Genomic DNA, 20,238 nt, shown 5'->3' with positions numbered 1-20,238 from the left:
CACGCCCCGAGGAGCGATCATGTCCACACGCTGCTTGATCTGTGAATCATCCGCTGTGCTGTCCAAGGAATCAGTCAGCACGCTGGTCATGCTAGCCAGCGTCATAGGCGGTTTTATGAATGCGGCACGGCGACCTTCCGGCCCAGAGGCTGCATTACCTGGAGTGGAGCCGATCAACTTGGAACAGGTGCTGGGATTTGTGACGGAAGGGATTGAACTGGCTCAGCGGCGATGGGCTGAGAACCAACCCTTTCTGCAAGACGCCCGGCGCTTTCAGTTCATGCAACACGACCGCCTGTGCCTGCGTTGCGGGGCGCTGTTTAACCGGGCAGCTGAACCTGAACTCAATCCTGACTCAGGCGTTGGGTGAGACGCTCGATCATCTCCAGCACCAACTGACGATCTGTCGGTGTGAGTTGATTGAGCATCTGGCTGATACGCACGGCCTGGTCTTCAGGCCGGTGGCTGGCTTGGGTCAGCAGATCCGCAGCCTCACAACCGAATATCTCAGCGAACTGCATCAGGCGCTCGATGTTCGGCATCACGATGCCACGCTCGATACGCGACACGGCTTCACCACCAATCCCCAGCCGCTCGGCGACCTGCTCTTGAGTCAGCTCGCACAGCATGCGCTGCCTGGCAATCGCCAAGCCCACTACTTTGGCCAGGTTCGTTTCTTCAGACTTCGGCATACACCCTCCAGGTCAACCTGAATGGTCGAATGCCATCCTCTTGACATGAAGGGCTTCAAAGGTTGTTATCCAACCCATAGAGTCGATACGCATCCATTTAAGTCGACACTGCAAAACCCTTCATTGCGCAATAAGCGAGACCTTCACCATGACACAACTGACATTCGACGACTTGGCCACTGCCAAGTTGCCTCAACTCATCAGCCGCCAAGAGTCGTTTGAGGTCGTAGGCCTGAGCGGCAAGTTGATCGAGGCCGTTCGCCTGGTCGAAAGCAAGATCGAGGTCACCGGACTGACCTGTCGCGTTTACACCGTAGGCCGCGTTGGCCTGGCAGCCGGCAGTTTTGCAGGAGGAGTCACGGGGGCATTCGGATTGCTCTCGGCGACCAGTATTGCCTTGCACAACCTAGTGACCTTCAACCCCGACTACGAGATCGAGAAGTACCCGGTGCATAACCGGATCGTCGTTCGCTACAAGAAAAAGAAGAAGTAACCCCATACCGAGTGGCCAGCCGCTCACCATACGAAGGGAGTTCGATCATGAACCTGACCACAAACCCCAAACTGGTTTTCGGCCTTGCGGCCACGCTGATCACTGCCGTCACAGCGAGCAACGTTGCCACCGCCCAACAACGTGAGGTGGACTACGTTGTCGGCGAGAACGTCTTTAGCTGCTCAACCACGAAACACAGAAGCATCGGTAGCTACGACTGCCGCCCTGCAGGCGACCGTACGCCACGGATCAAACGCCTGCCCTTCATCGACACCCAGACCGGCACCAAGACGCTGGAGGAAGTACCCGGCTCGTTGAACGTACTCTGCGACCAATACGGCTGCGCCACGATCTCGAATCAGCCTGGTTTCCCCAAAGGCACGATGATGGGAAAAGGGGCCAACGGTTATTTCATCGTCGAATCGGGCTGGTATCTGGACTATGACAGCAATGGTCACACGACTGCGTATCGCGTCGATGTCGGCCCACAACGGGGCTATGCGCCCTACAAAGCAAGCAAGTCAAAGGATGCCAATCATGGTACTGAAGCCTGCTTCGATGCCATGGTCGCGGAAATCCAAGAGGAAAATCCAAATTTCCCGATCAGCTTCGACATGATGAATGAGATGCGGGCCGAATGCGGCCTACCGCCGGAGGAATGACAGTAGCCACCTCGTTAAAGAAATCTCGCACCGCTCGGTGCGAGATTTCTTTTTTTTCTCTTCAAAGCAACATCAAGGAGCCATTTCGGTAGGACTTGCACGCACCCAAACTTCAGCTGCAGATCACTTATTATCAGAGCCCTGAAAGCTGTGTGTCTTCGTGTAACCATAGGACACGCTCAACGCTGAATCCGTCGAAAATGTCGACTCACACGAACACCCAGAGCGATAACAATCCAGGTGTAAACAGCCGCCATTAGGGCATCGAACACGCGAAAGAGTACGAACGCTATCAGGAACATCCAGGGGCGGCGCATTGAAGCGAGCCCGATCATCGAGACCGGAAACACCAGGTACTCGTCTGCAACGATCTGTGGAACATCCCCGCCTCCCAGCCACAACGAAGCCCAATGGCAGAGCGGCAAAGCGAGTGCTAGTAGCATCACCGCGATGAGGGCCTGCCGCTTCGGAGAGCGCCCCAATAACCACCAGGCCAGAGGCAAACCAAGCAACGAACCGAAGGTTCCGGGCATGAACGGTAGCTGGCCGAGACCAAAGCCCGTTGCTGCCTGCATCACCAAGGTTTCTATCATCGCAATCGCAGGTCCATCTCATGCATCGGGAACAGGCTGCAGGAGGGGTAGCCAGCGGAAGCTAACCCCCCTGTGCTGCAAGAACAACAAGCCAGACGTTGCTGATGCATCAGGCTTTAACAACGGCATGCTCTGCCAGCACACGCCTGATCACTTGCACACCGGAGTTCTGCTGATGGGCAGACCAGGGAGCCGGCTAGGAGGCGGTCGCAAGGGGCAATATGCGCTCCAGTATGTCGGCGAGCGTTACCACCCCTTTCAACTGTCCGTCTTGCATGACCACGGCAAGCTGAACGCTCGACTTACGCATGAGCGCCAGGGACTCATAGACCGGCTTTTTAGCGTCCAGAACGAAAACCTGGCGGGCGATTTCCCGCGCTGGACGCGTATCAGGCTCAAGCAGCGTGTCGCGCAGATGAACGACCAGAGGCAGCTTGTCGCTAGCACCGAGAATCAGGATGCGCAGATGGCCTGACTGGGCGGCGATGGCACGTACATCCGCTACGGACGCATCGAACGTGACGTGGACCGGGATAGCGTCACTCGTTAACAGCTCTTCGATCGGCAAGGTGCCGAGGTCAATAAGACTGGATATCTGCTGCTGAAGGCCTGGCTGGAGCGTTCCGACCTCAGCCGAATGCTCGACAAGCTGTCGGATAGTTGCAATGTCTCGTCCACCAACAGCTGCGCTTTCGACAGGTTCGACACCGGACGCCTTCACCAAGCGGTTCGCAATCCGATTGATCCAACTCATGAGTGGGCGCAACGGCCAGATGTATGCGCGTGATATGAGCCCCACGGCCAGTGCCGAACGTTCCGGGTGCGCAATCGCCCAGGATTTCGGTGCCATCTCGCCAACGACCAGGTGCAGGAAAGTCACCACGAAGAGCGCAAGCGCGAAGGACGCACCACCCGCCGCCCACTCGGGAACGCCCCAGACGATCAGCAGCGGGCCGAGCCAGTTGTCGACAGCAGGCTTGGTCACGGCGCCCAGTGCGAAGGTACAGAACGTGATGCCCAGCTGAGCACCAGCCAGCATCAGGGTCAGGTCGTTCATGCCGCGCAACGCGGCGCGTGCAGAGCTGCTGGTAGGCGCCAGCTCTTCGAGACGGTGACGGCGCGCACCGAGCAATGCGAACTCGATGATGACGAAGATTGCGCTGAGCACGATGAGGGCGATGGTCACCAACGTGACGATCAGAGGATCATTCATTGCGCTTCCTCCTGCTTAATCGTCTCGACAAGCGTGACACGCACCTGGGTCGGCACATAGCGTTCAACCCGCAGCACTTCGATCACTAGCTGACGCTCCACGGGCAGATCGGCAACCAGCTCCGAGGGATCCTCAGGCAAGGTTATCGTCACGATGTCGCCTTCGGCGGGCAAAGCACCCAGCTCCGCGATCAACAAACCAGCGATGGTTTCAACCTCTTCATGAGGCAGGTCATAGCCGAGCGCACGTTCGACTTCGTCCAGGTGCACATCGCCATCCATGATCCAGATGCCTTCACCGCCGGGCATGACCGGGTCGGCATTATCTTCGTCATGCTCATCGGTAATTTCGCCGACGATTTCCTCGGCGAGATCCTCAAGAGTCAGTACGCCGACGAAGCTGCCGTATTCATCGATGACGCAGGCTAGTTGGTTGTTGGTCTGAATCAATTCAGCAAGAGCATCCGGCAGCGCCATGAGGGTAGGAATGACGGTGGCCGGTCTCATCACCGATTCAACCGTGTCTTCAGTATCCCCAGCTAATAGTCGCAACAGAACATCCGTGAGGTGAACGACACCGACAGGGGTATCTTCATGGATGACCGGGTAGCGGGTATGACCACTGGCCATGAGTTCACGCAGTTTAAGCAACGTCGTCTCAGGTGTGAGCCAGTCAACCTGTGACCTCGGAATCATGGCGTGTTCGACGTCCTGCTGGGGGAAGTCAAGAATACGATCCAGCATCAGCGAGAGCTCTACGGGAAGATCTCCACTGTCACGCGAGTCAGAAATAATGCGCGGCAAGTCATCAGCCGAGACGCTTACATCCAGATCATGCACGGGCTCGATACGCAGCAGGCGCAGGAACAGGTTGGCGGACTTGTCGAAAAAGCCAATCAACCAACCGAATACCGTCAGGTAAATCAGGGTTGAGCGCGCAAGACCTCTGGCCAGAGGATCGGCATTAGCGATTGCCAGGTTCTTCGGATAGAGCTCGCCAAAAATCATCTGGATAATCGTGGCAACCACCAGGGCAAGCAGCGTGCCGACTGTTACGCCAACCTCTGCCGGAATGCCTACCCCGCCCAGCAGAACACCGAGCGACTGACCAACCAATGGCTCAGCCACGAAACCGACCAGCAGACCTGTCACGGTGATGCCCAACTGGGCACCCGACAGCATGAAGCTGGTTCGCTTCGTCACTTCAAGAGCGCGCTTGGCGGAGGCATTGCCGTCGGCGGCCAGTACTGCGAGTCGCGTACGATCGACGGCCATATAGGCGAATTCCTGGGCGACGAAGTAGCCGTTTGCCGCAATGATCGCCAGGATAACGAGGGTACCGAACAGGAGAGTGAGGGTCGGTTCGATCACCGCATCACCTCATCATTTTTTGTTTCAGAAGAGCGTCTACAACCGCTGGGGCTTGATGTGTCCACAATGGATCCGAAGTGACAAAGGGCCTCCATTATATTCCTTCCCAAGCCCAAGGCCACTTTGACGATCAATGCTGAAAGTCTCACACAGGCCCATAGATCCTGGCTCCTGGCTCCTGGCTCCTGGCTCCTGGCTCCTGGCTCCTGGCTCCTGGCTCCTGGCGATGTGAAACGAGTTTCTAACATTTGAACACAAATACGACGCCCCGCCCGAGTGCTTGAGCGATCAAGCACATGCATGTGCAACCCTTGCATGCCTACCGAATAAAAAGCCCCGGCAGGCCGGGGCAAAGTCGAGCTGCGGATTCCATGCTGACTCGGACACTCATTCCACGCACATCCGGACAGTGATTCCACGCTGATTCGGACACTCATTCCACGAGCATCCGGACACCGATTCCACGGCCATCCGGACACTTTCCAGGCAGGCAGCAACGCAGGATTTCTTCACTACCATCGACCTCTTTTTCGAAGCAGAGAGGTCGTCGTGGAGCGTTTATCCATGCGTAAGATTCGCGAAGTACTACGTCTCAAGTTCGAGGTCGGGCTATCGGCTCGCCAGATTGCGGTCAGTGTGCAGGTCGGTCGTGTCACCGTCGGCGATTACCTCAACCGCTTTGCCGCCAGCGGTCTAGCCTGGCCCTGCTCGTTGTCCGATGCCCAGCTGGAACAGCAGCTGTTCCCGCCGGCCCCGGCAGTGCCCAGCGAGCAGCGTCCACTGCCCGATTGGTCTTGGGTGCATGCCGAACTGCGCCGCCCCGGCGTGACTCTGGCGCTGCTCTGGCAGGAGTACCGCCTGAGCCAGCCGCAGGGCTTTCAGTACAGCTGGTTCTGTGAGCACTACCGGGCCTGGCAGGGCAAACTGGATGTGGTGATGCGTCAGGAGCATCGCGTCGGCGAGAAGCTGTTCGTCGACTACGCTGGTCAGACGGTGCCGGTGATCGACCGCCACAGTGGCGAGATCCGCCAGGCACAGGTGTTCGTCGCGGTGCTCGGCGCCTCCAGCTACACCTTCGCCGAAGCCACCTGGTCGCAGCAGTTACCGGACTGGCTGGGCTCCCACGCGCGCTGCTTCGCCTTCCTCGGCGGCGTGCCGGAAATCGTGGTGCCGGACAACCTGCGCAGCGCGGTGAGCAAGAGCCATCGCTACAAGCCGGACATCAACCCCAGCTACCGTGACCTGGCCGAGCACTATGGCGTGGCGGTGGTGCCGGCGCGGGCCCGTAAGCCGCGCGACAAGGCCAAGGCCGAGGTTGGCGTGCAGGTGGTGGAGCGCTGGATCCTTGCCGCCCTGCGCAACCGCCAGTTCTTCTCCCTGGACGAACTCAATACGGCCATTGCAGTGCTGCTGGAGCGGCTCAACCAACGCCCGTTTCGCAAGCTGCCGGGCTCCCGGCACTCGGCCTTCGAGGCCGTTGGATCGTCCGGCGCTACGCTCGCTGCCGGAACAGCCCTACGTCTATGCCGAGTGGAAGAAGGCGCGGGTGCACATCGACTACCACGTCGAGGTCGATGGGCATTACTACTCGGTGCCGTATCAACTTGTGAAAAAGCAACTGGAGGTACGCCTGACGGCGCGCACAGTCGAATGCTTCCACGCCAATCAGCGGGTGGCCAGCCACCTGCGTTCACCGCACAAGGAGCGGCACAGCACGCAGACCGAGCACATGCCCAAGAGCCATCGCGAGCACGCCGAGTGGACGCCACAACGGCTGATCCGCTGGGCCGAGCAGACCGGGCCGAACACTGCCGGCGTGATCGAACACATCCTCGAACGGCGAATCCACCCGACCCAAGGTTACCGCTCCTGCCTGGGCATCCTGCGCCTGGGCAAGACCCGTGGCGAAGTGCGCTTGGAGTTGGCCTGCCGTCGCGCCCTCAGCCTCGGCGCGTGCAGTTACAGGAGCCTCGAATCGATCCTGCCAGGGGCTGGAAAACCTGCCGCTGGCCCAGCAGCACCTGCTCCTGCTGCCGGACGACCACGCCAACCTGCGTGGCCCCGGCTACTACCACTGACCCCAAGGAATCCCACCATGCTGCCCCATCCGACTCTGGACAAGCTGCAAACCCTGCGCCTCAACGGCATGCTCAAGGCCCTCGCCGAGCAACTGAAAATCCCCGACATCGGCAGTCTGAGCTTCGAGGAACGCCTCGGCCTACTGGTCGACCGCGAGCTGACCGAGCGCGACGACAAGCGTCTGAGCAGCCGCCTGCGTCAGGCCAGGTTACGCCACAACGCCTGCCTCGAAGACCTCGACTACCGCAGCCCACGCGGCCTCGACAAGGCACTGATCCTCCAGCTGAGCAGCGGTCAGTGGTTACGCGACGGCCTCAACCTGATTATCAACGGCCCGACCGGCGTCGGTAAGACCTGGCTGGCCTGCGCCCTGGCCCACCAAGCCTGCCGAGAGGGCTACAGCGTGCGTTACCTGCGCTTGCCGCGCCTGCTGGAGGAGTTGGGCCTGGCCCACGGCGACGGGCGCTTCGCCAAGCTGATGAGCAGCTATGCCAAGACCGACCTGCTGATCTTCGATGACTGGGGTCTGGCCCCGTTCACTGCCGAACAGCGGCGCGACATGCTGGAGCTACTGGACGACCGCTACAGCCAGCGCTCGACCATCGTCACCAGCCAGATGCCGGTGGACAACTGGCACGAACTGATCGGCGATCCGACCCTGGCCGACGCCATCCTCGACCGCCTGGTGCACAACGCTTACGCCAGACCCGGTAAAGCCGGGTGAACTGTGCATAGGACACGCTATCCGGCTCGCCCACGCGGAACTCTTGCCAGAGCAGATCCAGCGTGATGTCTCGTTGCTGTATCTGTTCATGAATCTTTGCCCAATTGGGTACAGCGCGACGGCTACCACCCTCAGCGCCACCGCTGAAGCGGGCCTGCAAGGCTGTGTCCTCTAGATCGCGCAGCTGTTCCCACCCCTCACCCCGTTGGCTCAGTCGATCCCGCAGGCCGCGAACGGTATTGGGTGATATCCCCGCCAGGCGCGCCACCGCCCGATGCGTTAGTGAAGGGTTGCAGGCATGACGCACGGCCTGCCTGAGTTGCTCAATGGTCAGTCTCATAGGTTCTCCACGCGACAGGCGCAGTTACGCCTCGCCCGTCACGATCAATGCAAATTCATAGATGAATGGGCAGGCAGCCGGGTTGACGCCCGGCATGGGGAAACACAGAATGAGGACGTCCGGGGTTCAACCTGACGTTTCTCGAAAAGGCCTGGGGGTGCAACCCCAGGCCTTTTGCATTTCCATGGCCTGTAATGCTGCGAATCAGTCAGGTCTCATGGTGTTTTCTCCTTTGTCATTCCAGGTTGTCCCTTGGATCGAGCGCCTGCTCAGCGGTCGTCCGATGAAGTCGGTTGATCGCGACCTTTCACTCCGCCCGATTCGTTGATCTGCACAGCGTGGCGCTGGTAGGCAATCCAGGCGGCAATGTCTTTCGCCAGCGCGAACCTACCGCGCCGATTGGGCAGGGTAAAAAACGGCACACCGATCATCCCTCTCGATAGCGCAATGCGAAATGCGGCCGGCGAGCGAAACCCCAGCTCCCGCCACAGGGCGTTACTCCCCAGCATCACCCCATAGCGAGTGGTCAAGTCATGTTCCAACTCATCAGTCAGACGCTGTATTGGGTTCTGTTTGTTCATGACGCTCGCCGTTTCGCGTAGTTGCGGATCATGGTAAAGAAATCGCTGGGACGGCACGAGCCGTAACCTTTCAGCCAACTTTTACTGTATTCACGCGCACCGGATAAAACTAAGTGACTGAATTTCAACGCATCAATGCGCTGCTCATGAGTTTTCGCGCGAGCATGCGAAACAAGCGACGCCGAGCAGCCCCTCCTGCCAAACGGGATCAGGCGGACGTTTTGCGGGTGAGATACTGGTATGAAGGGCTGCGGCAGCGCACGGGGTTGGTTACGGCCTATAAACTCGAACAGCACTTCGAGCCTGAGTCATTTCGCAAGCAGGATGGGATTACCAGTAACCGCTGCAAATGGCAGCGTTATGCGGCTGGCCGACACACCCCGCAAAAACTGGCGGCCCGCATAGATGCTCGGGTACCAGGCTCACTGCAGGAGCTGCAGCATCCCCTTTGGGATGTTCTGAAACAGCAGCCATCGCGCACTACAATGAGCGAGGCGTTTCTGCAGCGTTTGAAGCCGGATGTGCAGGCGGTGCTGTTCGAGCCCGTCGGTGGTGTCGAGGTTTACTGGCAGCGGGCCAGAGTCACCGTCGTACTGATGAGAAAGCTGGAGCGCATCGCCAGCATGGATGCCCTGGCGGTTTTGACATGGTTGCTGCGGGAAGCTATCGCGCAGGGCAGTCGTAAGAATGCGGAGCACTTGGCGCACAGCATTTATACCGTGCTGCTAATAATGGGCATCGAGTGGCAAAACCGAGAGCTGGCAGAACCGCTGCTCAAGCTATTTGCACAACGCATTTTGCCGCTAGGTTCGCCACCACATCGGCGGTTCTGCATGAGTAGCCAAGATATGCTTGAGTGCTCCGCCGCGCTCAATCTGATTGTGTACCAAACCACTGACGGTAGACGGCGCAGCCTGACATGGCTGCAGCGGGTGCACATCATGCGCCGGTTACTGACCGGCATGACGGGCTTCGATGTGGTGCATGCCCTGGCCCCCCAGTACATACCCGCGGGCACCGATGTGCCGGCGGAGGTAATACATCGACTCGAACAAGATGAGCGCTGGCGGCAATGGGGGTGGCGCAGCATTAACTCTGCCCAGCCCGAGCCATTCCCACCGCCTGAGCTATTGGTTTCGCGGAGGGTGACAGTTGCCGCTCAATCAACCTCGCCCGGGTAACCTGTTTGCGTGCGATTAATGGCGCGCCAGCATATCGCACGGTTAATACGACCAGCTTACGGCATCATCGACCTAGCAGCTTCGAAAGCCGTCCGCGCTTCAATTCTGGGCGCACAGGGGAGTACTGGGGCCGCTCAAGGGATTACCCAAGCATTGGCAGCCATTCAAACCAGCTATTATCTAACGACGATGAAGGATCATGCGGCTAAAGAAATAGCAGCGCTGGCAGACATAGTGATCAAAATGGTCAGTAACAGACATAGCAGACGGCCTGCCGTCAATAGAGAAGATCAATGCCGCCGAATTCAACTCCTAGCACACCGCAGAGTTGAACATTCAGGTTTTTCCGCCGCCCAGTGAAATACTGTCCCTGACATCTCATTGCGGCACCTAAAAGTGAGAGTAAATATGTTTTTTAAGAATAAAAATGATCTGCTCGACTGCCAACAACGGCGTGCTGATTTGCAACGGCGCTTAGATGCCTTCAATCAGAACCTGGCAACGATCCGCTTCAAGCCCGACGGCAGCATCATTGAGGCGAGCACACTCTTTGCCGGGGTACTTGGATACATCCCCGAGGAGATCATTGACAAGCACCACCGTATCTTCTGTGACAAAAATCTCATTAACACCAGTGCCTACCATAAATTTTGGCAAGACCTAGCCAATGGTATCGCTCAGCGAGGCACCTTCAAGCGCATCCATAAAAATGGCGGCATTATGTGGATTGAGGCCACCTATTTCCCATTAAAAGATGAAAACGGAAAAGTCGTTGAGGTTTTAAAAACCGCGGCTGACGTCACAGAAGATCAAGATAAGCGAATCTACTTGGATGCTGCCTATTCGGCAATATCCCGTTCAATGGCAGTAATTGAATTCAGTCCAGAGGGCGAAATTCTACATGCCAATGACAATTTCCTGAATGCCATGGGTTATCGGCTTAACGATATTAAGAATCGCCACCATCGCATGTTTTGCTTCGATAGCTTTTATCAAGAAAATCCGGGATTCTGGCCAGCATTGAAAAGTGGGAAATTTTATAGCGGGCAATTCGAACGCAAAACTTCATCGGGCGCTCGCATTTATCTTGAGGCCACCTACAACCCCGTGATTGATGCAGAAGGCCATGTTATCAAGGTAATCAAGTTTGCCACCGATATAACAGCGCAACGACAGAAGACTGAAGATATTCGCCAAGCCGCCGAACTCTCGTTCACCACTGCCGAAGAAACGTCACAAATTTCCATACGCGGCATGGAGTCCCTTGCCAGCTCCATTGAGCTGTCCCAAAGAACACTGAATCTTATTAACACTGCGGTTGCCCTAATCACTCAACTCAATACCCAGGCAAAGGATATTGAGATGATCGTTACCACCATTCAGGGCGTGGCGGAGCAAACCAACTTACTCGCGCTGAACGCTGCCATTGAAGCCGCCCGCGCAGGCGAAATGGGCCGAGGCTTCGCCGTGGTGGCCGACGAGGTTCGCCAGTTGGCCGCGCGCACCAGCGGCGCCACCGTCGAAATCAAGAACGTGGTGACCGAAAACGGCAAGCTCACTCAGCAGCTCAACGTCAACATGACCAGCATTGCCAGCAGCGCCGAAGAAAACAATGATCAAATCGCAACAGTAACAACCATCATGCGTGAAATCAGTGATGGCGCTGACCACGTTGCACGCACCGTCTCAACGCTGTTCAAAGACAACAATTAGTGTCAGGTCATGATCAAACTTCAATGATATTAAAATGTGAACTTCCGGGCGACTCTGATAGCTATCGCACTTAGCTGTATTGCCGCTATTCAACTCGGGAGTCGCCCTGCACCAGGGCGACTTTCAGCCCGCCGCCCTGTATTTCCTGACAAATCTGAAATCAGGTTTCAGTTCTGAGCAATATTGCCTGGCCGATCTTTTTGAAAAAAACCGTCTGGATTATTTCCAGTGGAAGTGCAACGCGTTTCCAGCACTCCCGAATCAGATCGGCCCTCAGAACAGGGCAATTGCAATGAAAAGTTTGCATCAAGTCGGTAGAGTTTAACCGCGCCGTGAAAACTCCGAGCGAGCTGGCTCATACATCAATCCCTTGAGCATTGGTGAGAATTCAGGGTTCGGCACATATTAAGTCCCATGTCAGCGCCATGCGTCCATGGTCAGCACCAACGCAATTGGGTGGTCAGTGCGAATGCAACTGGATGGTCAAGTGGATGCAATTACGCACTTGATGATTTCTGCCTTGACCTGAGCCTGAGCCGCAGCCTTTTCACGCCAACGATCGATCTGCAACTTCCCACCGGTCAGCTTGCCCAGCAGCTTGGCGAAGCGCCCGTCGCCGTGGGCAAGGTCCAACTCTTCCAACAGGCGCGGCACGCGTAGAACACTGTACGGCCTCAGATGCACCTAGCTGCGGGGTGCAGGATCGCAATAAAGTTGGCAAAAAACGGTTTTTATCCCGCACCGAGCGAGATGGTTACACAAAAACGGTTAAACCGGGCGGCATTGGGGCGACAAAGCCTGCAAAACGGCTTCGCAAACCGCATCCGGTCGCTCCATCGGCAGGAAATGGGTCGTTCCGGAGAGGACGCGCACGTCAGCTGAAGGTAGCAGGGTGCGTAGGCGTTTGCGCGCTGCTGGCGAAAAGGTTGACGAACTCTCTGCAGCCAGCGCAATGACCGGGCACTTCACCTCGCGAACACCAGGCCAAGGGTTGTGTTCGGTATGGGCGAAAGTGGCGCTTTCCCAATCGGGCGAACAGACCAGACGGACCTGATCACCCTGTGGCACGAAGGCATGCTCGACATAGGCTTGGAGCCATGTCTCGGGCCAGGTTTTGAATCCACCCCGGCCGCTGTAATTGCTCAGGGCCATAGCGTGTGAGTCGAACACGTTGCGCCGGCGTGCTGCGCCTGCAGCTAGCGCAAAGCGGTGTGACTGGCGTAGCCACTTGGCCAACCACAGCATCCGGCCCTGCCAGGCATCCATGATTACGGGCTCCGCAAGAATCAGACCGCGCACTTTGTCTGGTCGTCGAGCAGCCGCCATGATGCTGGTGGTGGCTCCGATGGAATGGCCAGCAAGCCAGATCGGTTCATCTAGGCTTTCCAGCAGAGCGGTCAAGTCTCGATAGTAGATTTCCCAGCCTTGTAACATCGAAGCTTTTGCCGCACCGGCACTGGCCCCGTGCCCTCGCATGTCCCAGGCTACAACGTTAAAAGAGCTGGCCAGGTTCTCAAGCAATGGCTTGTAAAGGCGACCGTGGAAACCCGTCGCATGCGCCCAGTGCAGAGTGGGGCGTTCCGGACATTGAGGCCAGCGCCATAGTGCAATTTCCTGGCCGTCCGGAGCCTGGAATCCGTCGAGCTCGGCTATGCTCTGCTTACCCTTCATGAGTTAATATCCGTTTTTGCGAATAGCAACTGAACCCGTCCGGTAGTAATCGGACGACTCTTTTCGTCCTGCCAGCAGATTACCTGCACTAAGCTGGTGCGGCGACCCTGGCGAATAATCTCGGCGCTGGCGAACGTGTGTTTTGCCTGCGCCGAGCGAAGGTAGTTAATGTTGCTGTCCAGAATGCGTGGGCAACGTGCCTTACCATCTTCGCTTTGCGCAGCAATGCGCGCGGTGATCTCTATCAGCGCTCCCAGGACCCCACCATGAAGTGCAGGCAGCATGAAATTACCGATAAGAGCCTCATGAAAAGGCAGGAGTACCACTATACCTGCAGGGTCTTTCCGGATATCAAGGCCAAGATGCCGAGCGTAGGGAATGCGCGCCAAAAAGTTCTGATAGACAGTACTTTCGTCACTGCTTTGGGTCAGCTCGGAGTATGGTTTCGCTGAATTGACGATAGTGGTCATATTCCTTACTTTTCTCCTGCAGCCGCTTGGAAGCGTTGGCCATCGGTGTTGCGCACGAACGTGCCACTGCCTGTTGCTACCGGCTGACTATCGCCATTGGATAGGATGTCGCAATGTATGAACGCGATCTCTTCCGTCAGATGCAGGCAAGTGGCAACCGCCAACAGGTCACGGTCGCCGGTGGCAGGTCGCAGATAATCCATACGCAAATCCAGCGTGGCAATGGGGGTCAACTCCTGAGCCTCTGCGAACACCGCCAGCCCGCAGGCAGAGTCCGCCAGCGAATACAGTATGCTGGTACAGATTTCTTCGCAGTCGTCGTCCGCAAACATCCACGGCTGTGGGGAGAGGCCTATAATTGCTCGGTTGCCCTCCACACGGACGACCCTCATACCCAGATCTCTGCCGTGGGGCACTTGTTCGGTGAACTGCCACGCCGCCTCTATGGCGTCACTATGCTGATATCTGTTTGACTCAGTCATCGGATCTGCGCAGCTTTGCTGCCATCCTGAAGGTGTGACAGTGACTGAGAGAGGCTGTTGATCATAGTAATCGCCCTATCGTTTTTATACAGTGACAAAGTTACCACTCAATTTTGTTTGGTTGACCAACCAAAAGTCAAGAACACGTTGGGTGCAAATAGCGGCTACTCGCGTAATGGCGTACCATTGGCTCAAAGGGTCTGGCGGCAGCCGCTCTGGTGAACAATGCAATGGCCTGCCGAGGAGATATTGAAACCATGGCTCACAGACAGGTTCCACCTGTACGCAAGTTGGACAATCAGGGCCATGTTTTGTCCAATGCGGCCCGGCTTTTCCGTGAGAAAGGCTTCGAGAAGACGTCTCTCAAAGACATTGCCGAGGCCTGTGACATGCTACCCGGGAGCCTTTACTACCGTTACAGCACCAAAGAAGCACTCCTTGTCGAGCTGATGCGACGTGGGGTCGACTTGGTGACAGCAGAGGTCAAAATGGCGCTAACCAGTTCGGATGAACCGGTAGAGAGACTGCGCCTCTGCATCAACGCGCATCTGCGTGCTTTATTGGTTGATTCGGACACAGTTTACGTACTGCTATTTGAATGGCGTGCGCTAGGTCCAGAGGCGCGAGAGGAAATCATCGAACTGCGGGATCAGTACGAGTCCCTTTGGGCCGATATACTAGAAACGATGATTGAGCAGGGCGTAATTCAGAAGGGTGTTGATGGGCGCCTACTTCGGCTGATCGGCCTTGGGGCACTCAACTGGGTTGCAACGTGGTTTGATCCGAAGGGTGCCTATACACTCGATGCCATTGGCGATTTTATCTGGAAAATTACAATAGATGGTGTGATCAATCAGGATGAATGTTGCCCAAGGTTTTAGACGCTGAGATCAAGCGCCGCCACATTAGCGTCGATGACGAATCGGGCTTGGTGCACAGCGTGGTCGGTACGGCAGACAATGTTGCAGACGTTACCCAGGTCGACAAGTTGCTGCACGGCGAGGAAAACATGGCCCCAGCTCCAGGGGCACGATCTGACTGCGCTACGCAATAGATGTTCAGAGCCCGTAGCTTTCCTGGTTCAGCAGCACCGAATCATCGCCGCCGAACACGGTTCAGAGTCCCCTTACGCAGGCAGCGCGCCCCCGCAGGCTTCACACGCAGATGCTGGTCATCTTTTGCTAGGTAATCCAAAACGGTGTAAAGACGCTCACGTCTCGCCCAATCATCTCGATGGACCATACCCACACCGAGCCGGTCACCGTGTTTCGCCTCCTTGTTGTGATTGGAGCTGTCATAGCAGCCACGGCCACGCGTGATCTCTTGCCAAAGCTCGCCTATCTGTATTGCCTTGAAGACGTCTGCCCTGACCTTCGATCCGTCGAAAAAGAATGCCACATGGGCGTGAAAGCCACGACCATACCAACCCTCTTGCTCATCGCCATTCTCGTGACGGACACCAGGATATTTCCCTTGTTCGATAGCGCAGACATAGCCGATCTCGTGATCAAAAATAGCGTTGTATCGAAGCTCACTTATAAGGTCGTCAAAATCACGAAAGACATGCTCAACCCTTAGCCTAGTCTGCGCAGCAGCGCGGTAATAGAGGTTTACCCTGACCACGAGCAAGCGTGCGTGTCGTGTAAACATGCCATCGACATATCGACGGTTACCGCGCTGGAGCTTCTTAGCCTGCAGGCGCTGATCGTATTGCACGCGACGGTATTTTTGCCGGCGTGTCAGCACACGGATGCGTTCCGCAAGAGCTGATAGCGTCTGAACGGTATCACGGGGACGATCTGTTTCCTCATCATAGGAGTCCAGCCCAAATGGACCGAACTGGACTCCTACGTCTTGAACAGCCTCTCGGAAGACCTGTAGGTGAGAGCTGTAGCTGTAATCGTGGTTACCATCGAACAGACCGAGCATCTGTTCGATGTGGTTGAAGTATTGCTTTACCCCCTGCTCAGGACGATGGATGGGCCTTTCGTATTTCTGAATAGCGAGTACCAGCTTCTCGATCAGGATCGAAACCTGGGACTGGTTGAGGGGTTTGGCAGCAGTACGGTTGAGCATGACGATGCACCTGTGTGGTTTGTCCACACCAAGTGCATTGATTGTTTTTTATTACTCACACTGAGCTGCCACAGCTGTTGCTGTCCTACACAGCAACAGCGCTTATCAGGCGATCATGAGGCTATCGCCTGAAGGGATGACGAGTAGATGCTCTCAGGGATAGAGGTATCGACTGGATGGTAGATAGCTATCTGGTTGAATGGTTGTGTGATCTATAAAACTAGAACCCGCCCCCATAAAGCCCCCTCCCTCCCAGCAGACTGGAGAAATCCGTGTGTCAACAGGCCAGAAACCGGAACAGTTTTCTTGACTTGAACATCACCGACTTAGCTGAGATTTTTCATGCCTCTCTACCCGAAGAGCACCAAGCTAAAACGGCAAACAAGCTGGTAATCGCAGCTGGCTAGATTCAGCTACTGGATTCCCCAAAGCACCGATGAATTGACTCGCTAGTCTGAGTTAATGGTCGCAAAGGCCAAGTAGCCTCCAAACATTGCGGTCAGCGGAGGTCATGCCATGGCAGATCATGCACTGCCAATAACCCGAAGCTTCATCGCACGGGTTTCTAATAAATACGTTTCAACCCCAGCCAACAGATGCAATCCCTCTTCGTTAACCGCAGAGCGCGATAACCCTGGTTGTACAATGCGAACGTCGAACTCATAGCGATAGTCTTGCCAGCTTGCCTTCAGCTTCTTGAGCGATGCTGCAGTTCCCAGCTCGAAGCGAGAGCTCTTCCCCATTTCGAGACGACGCTTCTCTCGCTTCAGCATGTGAGCAAACATGCGATTCGGGCGATCGCGCCACCTAGCAGATTTCTGCGCTTGCCCGCAGACCTCGTAGAGATCTCCGAGGCGAGATCCAGGGGTATCGCTGCCTGAAAACTTGCAATGGTAGAGCGTGACCTGCACTAAGCTGTCAGTGACACGCAGAGAAACCACGTCAGCAATTTCCCCTTTCCCATCATCGTCAAAAATCAGGTCATATAAGTTGCCATCGGAGAGCAAGTATTCAATGACCTTACGCTGGACAGAGTCGGGGCGTTTCTCTGCACCTTGAGATTCGGCCCGTATATTGGTTGTGGACCAATCCCACTCAACAATCTTGTCAGTTGGGTACGGCTCAACAGACACGCCGTCAGGCAGCGCGTAGAGATGGCTGTAGATCAGAAGCGACCCATCGCCAAAGTCGATCTGAGGCGCATCGTCTCCGAACGACTCAGATAACGTCTTCGCGGCACTGCCAATCTTAATGGTTGCCTCCGGCCCCACTCGCTGTGGATAGCGGGCTCCCCCATCGTTGAACTCGATTTCAAACTCGGCGGCATGGGCGTCGCTGGTCACGGCGAACCGCAGCGGGCCGGTCCTCTCATGACTGATAAGCTCGATATCGCATTCGGCGAACGGGACAACCTGGCCATCGAAACTGATTTCTATACGCTCTTCGATCTGTGTCATAAGCGACTCCGGCCAGTGAATTGCGACGGGAGGTGCCGTAGGTCTCTCGCTGATAAGGCGAGGCCGCATCGCACTCTTGAACACTTCATCAGTGGTAATTCCGGAATCGCTCACCAACCGACCGATTCCCTGGCACCAATCCACCCAATCGGTCAGATCACGGACTGGAGTGATCGACCAGAACTTACCCTTCACCGAGCAACCACGAATGGCCGGTACACCATCAAGAAAGCCGGTAGCAAAGACGTTGTTCTTGATTCTCGACTGCTTTGCGGTGTCGAGGCCGTCAGCGACATCAACGCCCATGTACATGGAATAGCGTACTCCGCGACCCTGATGATGGGTGAGTCCCAGGTTGCGCAGGATCAGCCTTTTGAAGCCATGAAGACTTCGAAACACATCTTCACCCTCGATTCGGCGAGAGCTGTCGCCACAGATAGCCTTGGCAAGCTTGTCATGAGGGCCCTTCGTGGAGCTACTAATGAACAGGAGTCCAGCGTCCTCATCCCAATGCATCATGTGCAGATCCCAGATGACATTGGTAGCTTGCTGAGCTGTAGTCCAGCCGGCCTGTTCTTCATTGCGCGTAACGAATATGGCGACTCGGCGCTGCTGATTGAGCTTCATGCCTCGATAAACGCCGGCAGGGAAGAGGTCCTCTACTTGCAGTGGATCCCAAATTTCGCATGTCGTCCTATAAGCGACAGCATTCATTTTTGGCTCCAGGGTCTGCAGAGGAATATCGCAAAGGTCCCCCGTGAAACCCCGGAACATTTCCGCACGCCGCACCTGTCGTTCGATCCGCGCAGAACTCAGCGCCTCGACCAACGTATTCCAATCGGCATCCTCCGCATAGAGCTTCGCCAACGAGCGGTCGATGTCATCCACACCAGTGTTAGCGATTACTGTTGCATCGCCGAGCCTGGGATCCTGTCGCGTGAACCGACCCACGAACTGAATAGTGACCGCAACGCTTTTATGCGGGTCGTGCAGGCCGGCGATCTTGAGCTCCGGCAAATCGAAACCCTCTCCCAGCATGTCAACACACACGATAATTCGGCTGTCGAAACGACGCAGCGCCGCAAGGCTTGCACGCCTTTCCCGTGCGGACTGGTTGCTGTGAACCAGGACAGGATTATGTTGTGGGAACCGTCGACTATAGAGCTGATGAAGCTTCTTGGCGCGCTCAATTGTGGAGCACCGCGCCATAGCCAAGTGGTTTAGACCAAGGCTGAGATCGTCTTGCAGAATCTCACCGAGCTTTTCGGCGATCGCCTCATCGGCCTCGGATTGATCCAGGCCAAAGATCGCCTCAAAGCGAATCGGCTTAAAGTAGCCTTCTACCTGCGCTTTCTTGAGCGGATAGGTATAGATGAACTCGCCATCGACTCGTCGCCCATCTTCTCGGAACGGAGTGGCAGTGAACTGGAAAATAGGTAAAGGCAGTTCACGATCGACGAAGAGGCTGCGGAATCGCGCCCAGGTCGGGGCCGCAATGTGGTGGGCCTCATCGATGAAGAGAGCGGATGCGTGATCAGCCATACGCTCCTGGATCTGGGCGTCGGCGCGAGCAGCAATCTGCATGGTAGTCACCACCACATTGGCGCTGCCGAAGATCTGATCCACTTCGTCCACCGCGGTGGGAATATGGCAAAGGCGCATTACTATTGGGTAGTCAGCTCTTGAGCTGAGGCACTCCTGACGCCTGAGCACACCAAAGGTTTCAAACTTCCCGGCGATTTGCTCACGTAACGCGTCGTTCGGTACTACAACCAACAATCGCTCGAAACGCTGGTGAGCATTCAGCGCGAGCATAGTTTCCGTCTTGCCGGTACCTGTTGGCATGACAATAGTGGCAGGTGAACCTGATCGCGTGAGGTGGGCGAGCGAGGCATGCAGCGCTCCAATTTGGGGGCGGCGTAACCCTGGTGTAGCGGGCCTGTCCCCCTTAGCTGGACGGCTTTCACGGAGTTGGAAGGCGTCGTCCCAAGAGGCCGTAATTGCTTCGAGTCTTGATTTCCGAGCAGCTGCATCGAGTGTGCTTAAGTCGATCGTGGTGTTGCCCACCCAACGGCCTTCACCTCGCTCAAGTGCCAGAGAAATTTCTGCAGGATCTGAAGCCCCAGCAATCAGTAGAACCAAATCTGCATTGAGTTGAGTTGCAGTCTTAGCGCTGATAATCCTCAGAATCTCGCCGGTTTGTAAGGTCGCTTCATAGCCCGCAATTTGACGAACTGAGAACGGCCGCAACCGGCAGAGCTCACGCTTTTCTGGACTTTCAAGTTGTCGAACGGGGTTATCGAGTACCTTGCAGTTGATTGCAAAGCGCTCTGGAAGCAACAGCGATACCTCCTCGTGGAAGAGATCATCCTGAGTAGAGATAAGGGGGGCATGCGCTGTCATTAACAGTCTCCGTAATCAACTCAGGGCACGATCCCTGG

The 20,238-nt window shown here is 56.3% G+C and carries 16 protein-coding genes and 5 pseudogenes; 10 read left to right on the top strand and 11 right to left on the bottom strand.

Annotated elements, in window-relative coordinates:
- Nucleotides 1–19: 19 nt before the first annotated feature.
- On the top strand, nt 20–370 hold the full coding sequence (locus BM186_RS26360) for a hypothetical protein (protein WP_139228015.1): 351 nt from the start codon (nt 20–22) through the stop codon (nt 368–370).
- Here the strand turns inward: BM186_RS26360 and BM186_RS16580 are convergent.
- Nucleotides 345–692, bottom strand: coding sequence for a helix-turn-helix domain-containing protein (locus BM186_RS16580; protein WP_033988851.1), 348 nt, complete (start codon nt 690–692; stop codon nt 345–347). The two genes, BM186_RS26360 and BM186_RS16580, sit on opposite strands and share 26 nt — an antisense overlap.
- Nucleotides 693–840: 148 nt before the next feature.
- Here BM186_RS16580 and BM186_RS16575 point away from each other — a divergent pair, with 148 nt between their 5' ends.
- The gene (locus BM186_RS16575) at nt 841–1,185 is read left to right on the top strand and encodes a hypothetical protein (protein WP_074916699.1); all 345 of its coding nucleotides are present in this window, start codon (nt 841–843) and stop codon (nt 1,183–1,185) included.
- A 47-nt stretch (nt 1,186–1,232) separates the two neighbouring features.
- Nucleotides 1,233–1,847: a hypothetical protein gene (locus tag BM186_RS16570; RefSeq protein ID WP_074916697.1), complete on the top strand. Its 615-nt coding sequence runs from the start codon at nt 1,233–1,235 to the stop codon at nt 1,845–1,847.
- A gap of 179 nt (nt 1,848–2,026) precedes the next feature.
- Here BM186_RS16570 and BM186_RS16565 read toward each other — a convergent pair whose 3' ends face one another.
- From BM186_RS16565 to BM186_RS16555, 3 genes are all read right to left on the bottom strand, one after another.
- Nucleotides 2,027–2,440 carry a phosphatidylglycerophosphatase A family protein gene (locus tag BM186_RS16565; RefSeq protein ID WP_074916695.1) on the bottom strand — a complete coding sequence of 138 codons (414 nt, stop codon included), beginning with the start codon at nt 2,438–2,440 and terminating at the stop codon, nt 2,027–2,029.
- A 196-nt stretch (nt 2,441–2,636) separates the two neighbouring features.
- Nucleotides 2,637–3,653 (bottom strand): CNNM domain-containing protein, encoded by a 1,017-nt coding sequence (locus BM186_RS16560; RefSeq protein WP_074916693.1) that lies wholly within the window; start codon nt 3,651–3,653, stop codon nt 2,637–2,639.
- Nucleotides 3,650–5,023, bottom strand: a complete 1,374-nt coding sequence (locus BM186_RS16555; protein ID WP_074916691.1) for a hemolysin family protein — start codon at nt 5,021–5,023, stop codon at nt 3,650–3,652. The genes BM186_RS16560 and BM186_RS16555 overlap by 4 nt, the downstream gene beginning before the upstream one ends.
- Before the next feature lie 564 nt (nt 5,024–5,587).
- Here BM186_RS16555 and istA point away from each other — a divergent pair.
- A pseudogene (istA, locus tag BM186_RS16550) lies at nt 5,588–7,101 on the top strand (IS21 family transposase).
- Nucleotides 7,102–7,118: 17 nt separating this feature from the next.
- Nucleotides 7,119–7,802, top strand: a pseudogene (gene istB / locus BM186_RS16545) (IS21-like element helper ATPase IstB); the annotation flags it as partial.
- A 633-nt stretch (nt 7,803–8,435) separates the two neighbouring features.
- On the opposite strand, the gene BM186_RS16540 reads toward istB, so the two are convergent.
- Entirely contained in the window at nt 8,436–8,747 is a 312-nt protein-coding gene (locus BM186_RS16540) for a hypothetical protein (protein ID WP_074916687.1), read from the bottom strand.
- Between the two features lie 113 nt (nt 8,748–8,860).
- On the opposite strand from BM186_RS16540, the gene BM186_RS16535 reads away from it, so the two are divergent.
- The 3 genes and pseudogenes from BM186_RS16535 to BM186_RS27095 all read left to right on the top strand — a co-directional run bounded on the left by BM186_RS16535 (nt 8,861) and on the right by BM186_RS27095 (nt 11,641).
- Entirely contained in the window at nt 8,861–9,928 is a 1,068-nt protein-coding gene (locus BM186_RS16535) for a hypothetical protein (RefSeq protein WP_074916685.1), read from the top strand.
- Between the two features lie 408 nt (nt 9,929–10,336).
- Nucleotides 10,337–11,101: pseudogene (locus BM186_RS27100) on the top strand (PAS domain-containing protein); the annotation flags it as partial.
- 81 nt (nt 11,102–11,182) lie between these two features.
- Complete coding sequence (locus BM186_RS27095; RefSeq protein WP_394327901.1) at nt 11,183–11,641, top strand: methyl-accepting chemotaxis protein; 459 nt, start codon at nt 11,183–11,185, stop codon at nt 11,639–11,641.
- Between the two features lie 552 nt (nt 11,642–12,193).
- On the opposite strand, the pseudogene BM186_RS27090 reads toward BM186_RS27095, so the two are convergent.
- The 4 genes and pseudogenes from BM186_RS27090 to BM186_RS16515 all read right to left on the bottom strand — a co-directional run.
- Nucleotides 12,194–12,310 (bottom strand): annotated as a pseudogene (locus BM186_RS27090) (AAA family ATPase); the annotation flags it as partial.
- 99 nt (nt 12,311–12,409) lie between these two features.
- Nucleotides 12,410–13,312, bottom strand: coding sequence for an alpha/beta fold hydrolase (locus BM186_RS16525; RefSeq protein ID WP_074916682.1), 903 nt, complete (start codon nt 13,310–13,312; stop codon nt 12,410–12,412).
- On the bottom strand, nt 13,309–13,782 hold the full coding sequence (locus tag BM186_RS16520; RefSeq protein WP_074916680.1) for a PaaI family thioesterase: 474 nt from the start codon (nt 13,780–13,782) through the stop codon (nt 13,309–13,311). Before BM186_RS16520 ends, BM186_RS16525 begins: the two co-directional genes overlap by 4 nt.
- A gap of 5 nt (nt 13,783–13,787) precedes the next feature.
- Entirely contained in the window at nt 13,788–14,114 is a 327-nt protein-coding gene (locus tag BM186_RS16515; protein WP_241519890.1) for a PaaI family thioesterase, read from the bottom strand.
- Nucleotides 14,115–14,482: 368 nt separating this feature from the next.
- Here BM186_RS16515 and BM186_RS16510 point away from each other — a divergent pair, with 368 nt between their 5' ends.
- Together BM186_RS16510 and BM186_RS26350 are read left to right on the top strand one after the other, a co-directional pair.
- Entirely contained in the window at nt 14,483–15,145 is a 663-nt protein-coding gene (locus tag BM186_RS16510) for a TetR/AcrR family transcriptional regulator (RefSeq protein WP_241519891.1), read from the top strand.
- 14 nt (nt 15,146–15,159) lie between these two features.
- A pseudogene (locus BM186_RS26350) lies at nt 15,160–15,285 on the top strand (transposase); the annotation flags it as partial.
- Nucleotides 15,286–15,359: 74 nt separating this feature from the next.
- Here the strand turns inward: BM186_RS26350 and BM186_RS16500 are convergent.
- Together BM186_RS16500 and BM186_RS16495 are read right to left on the bottom strand one after the other, a co-directional pair.
- Nucleotides 15,360–16,340: a YagK/YfjJ domain-containing protein gene (locus BM186_RS16500; protein ID WP_074916673.1), complete on the bottom strand. Its 981-nt coding sequence runs from the start codon at nt 16,338–16,340 to the stop codon at nt 15,360–15,362.
- Between the two features lie 524 nt (nt 16,341–16,864).
- Complete coding sequence (locus BM186_RS16495; RefSeq protein WP_074916671.1) at nt 16,865–20,200, bottom strand: DEAD/DEAH box helicase; 3,336 nt, start codon at nt 20,198–20,200, stop codon at nt 16,865–16,867.
- Between the last annotated feature and the right edge of the window lie 38 nt (nt 20,201–20,238).

The organism is Ectopseudomonas toyotomiensis, assembly GCF_900115695.1.
In the GTDB taxonomy this organism is placed as follows: domain Bacteria; phylum Pseudomonadota; class Gammaproteobacteria; order Pseudomonadales; family Pseudomonadaceae; genus Aquipseudomonas; species Aquipseudomonas toyotomiensis.
Note: the sequence above shows the minus strand (reverse complement) of the source record. Positions and strands in the feature narration are given on the sequence as shown.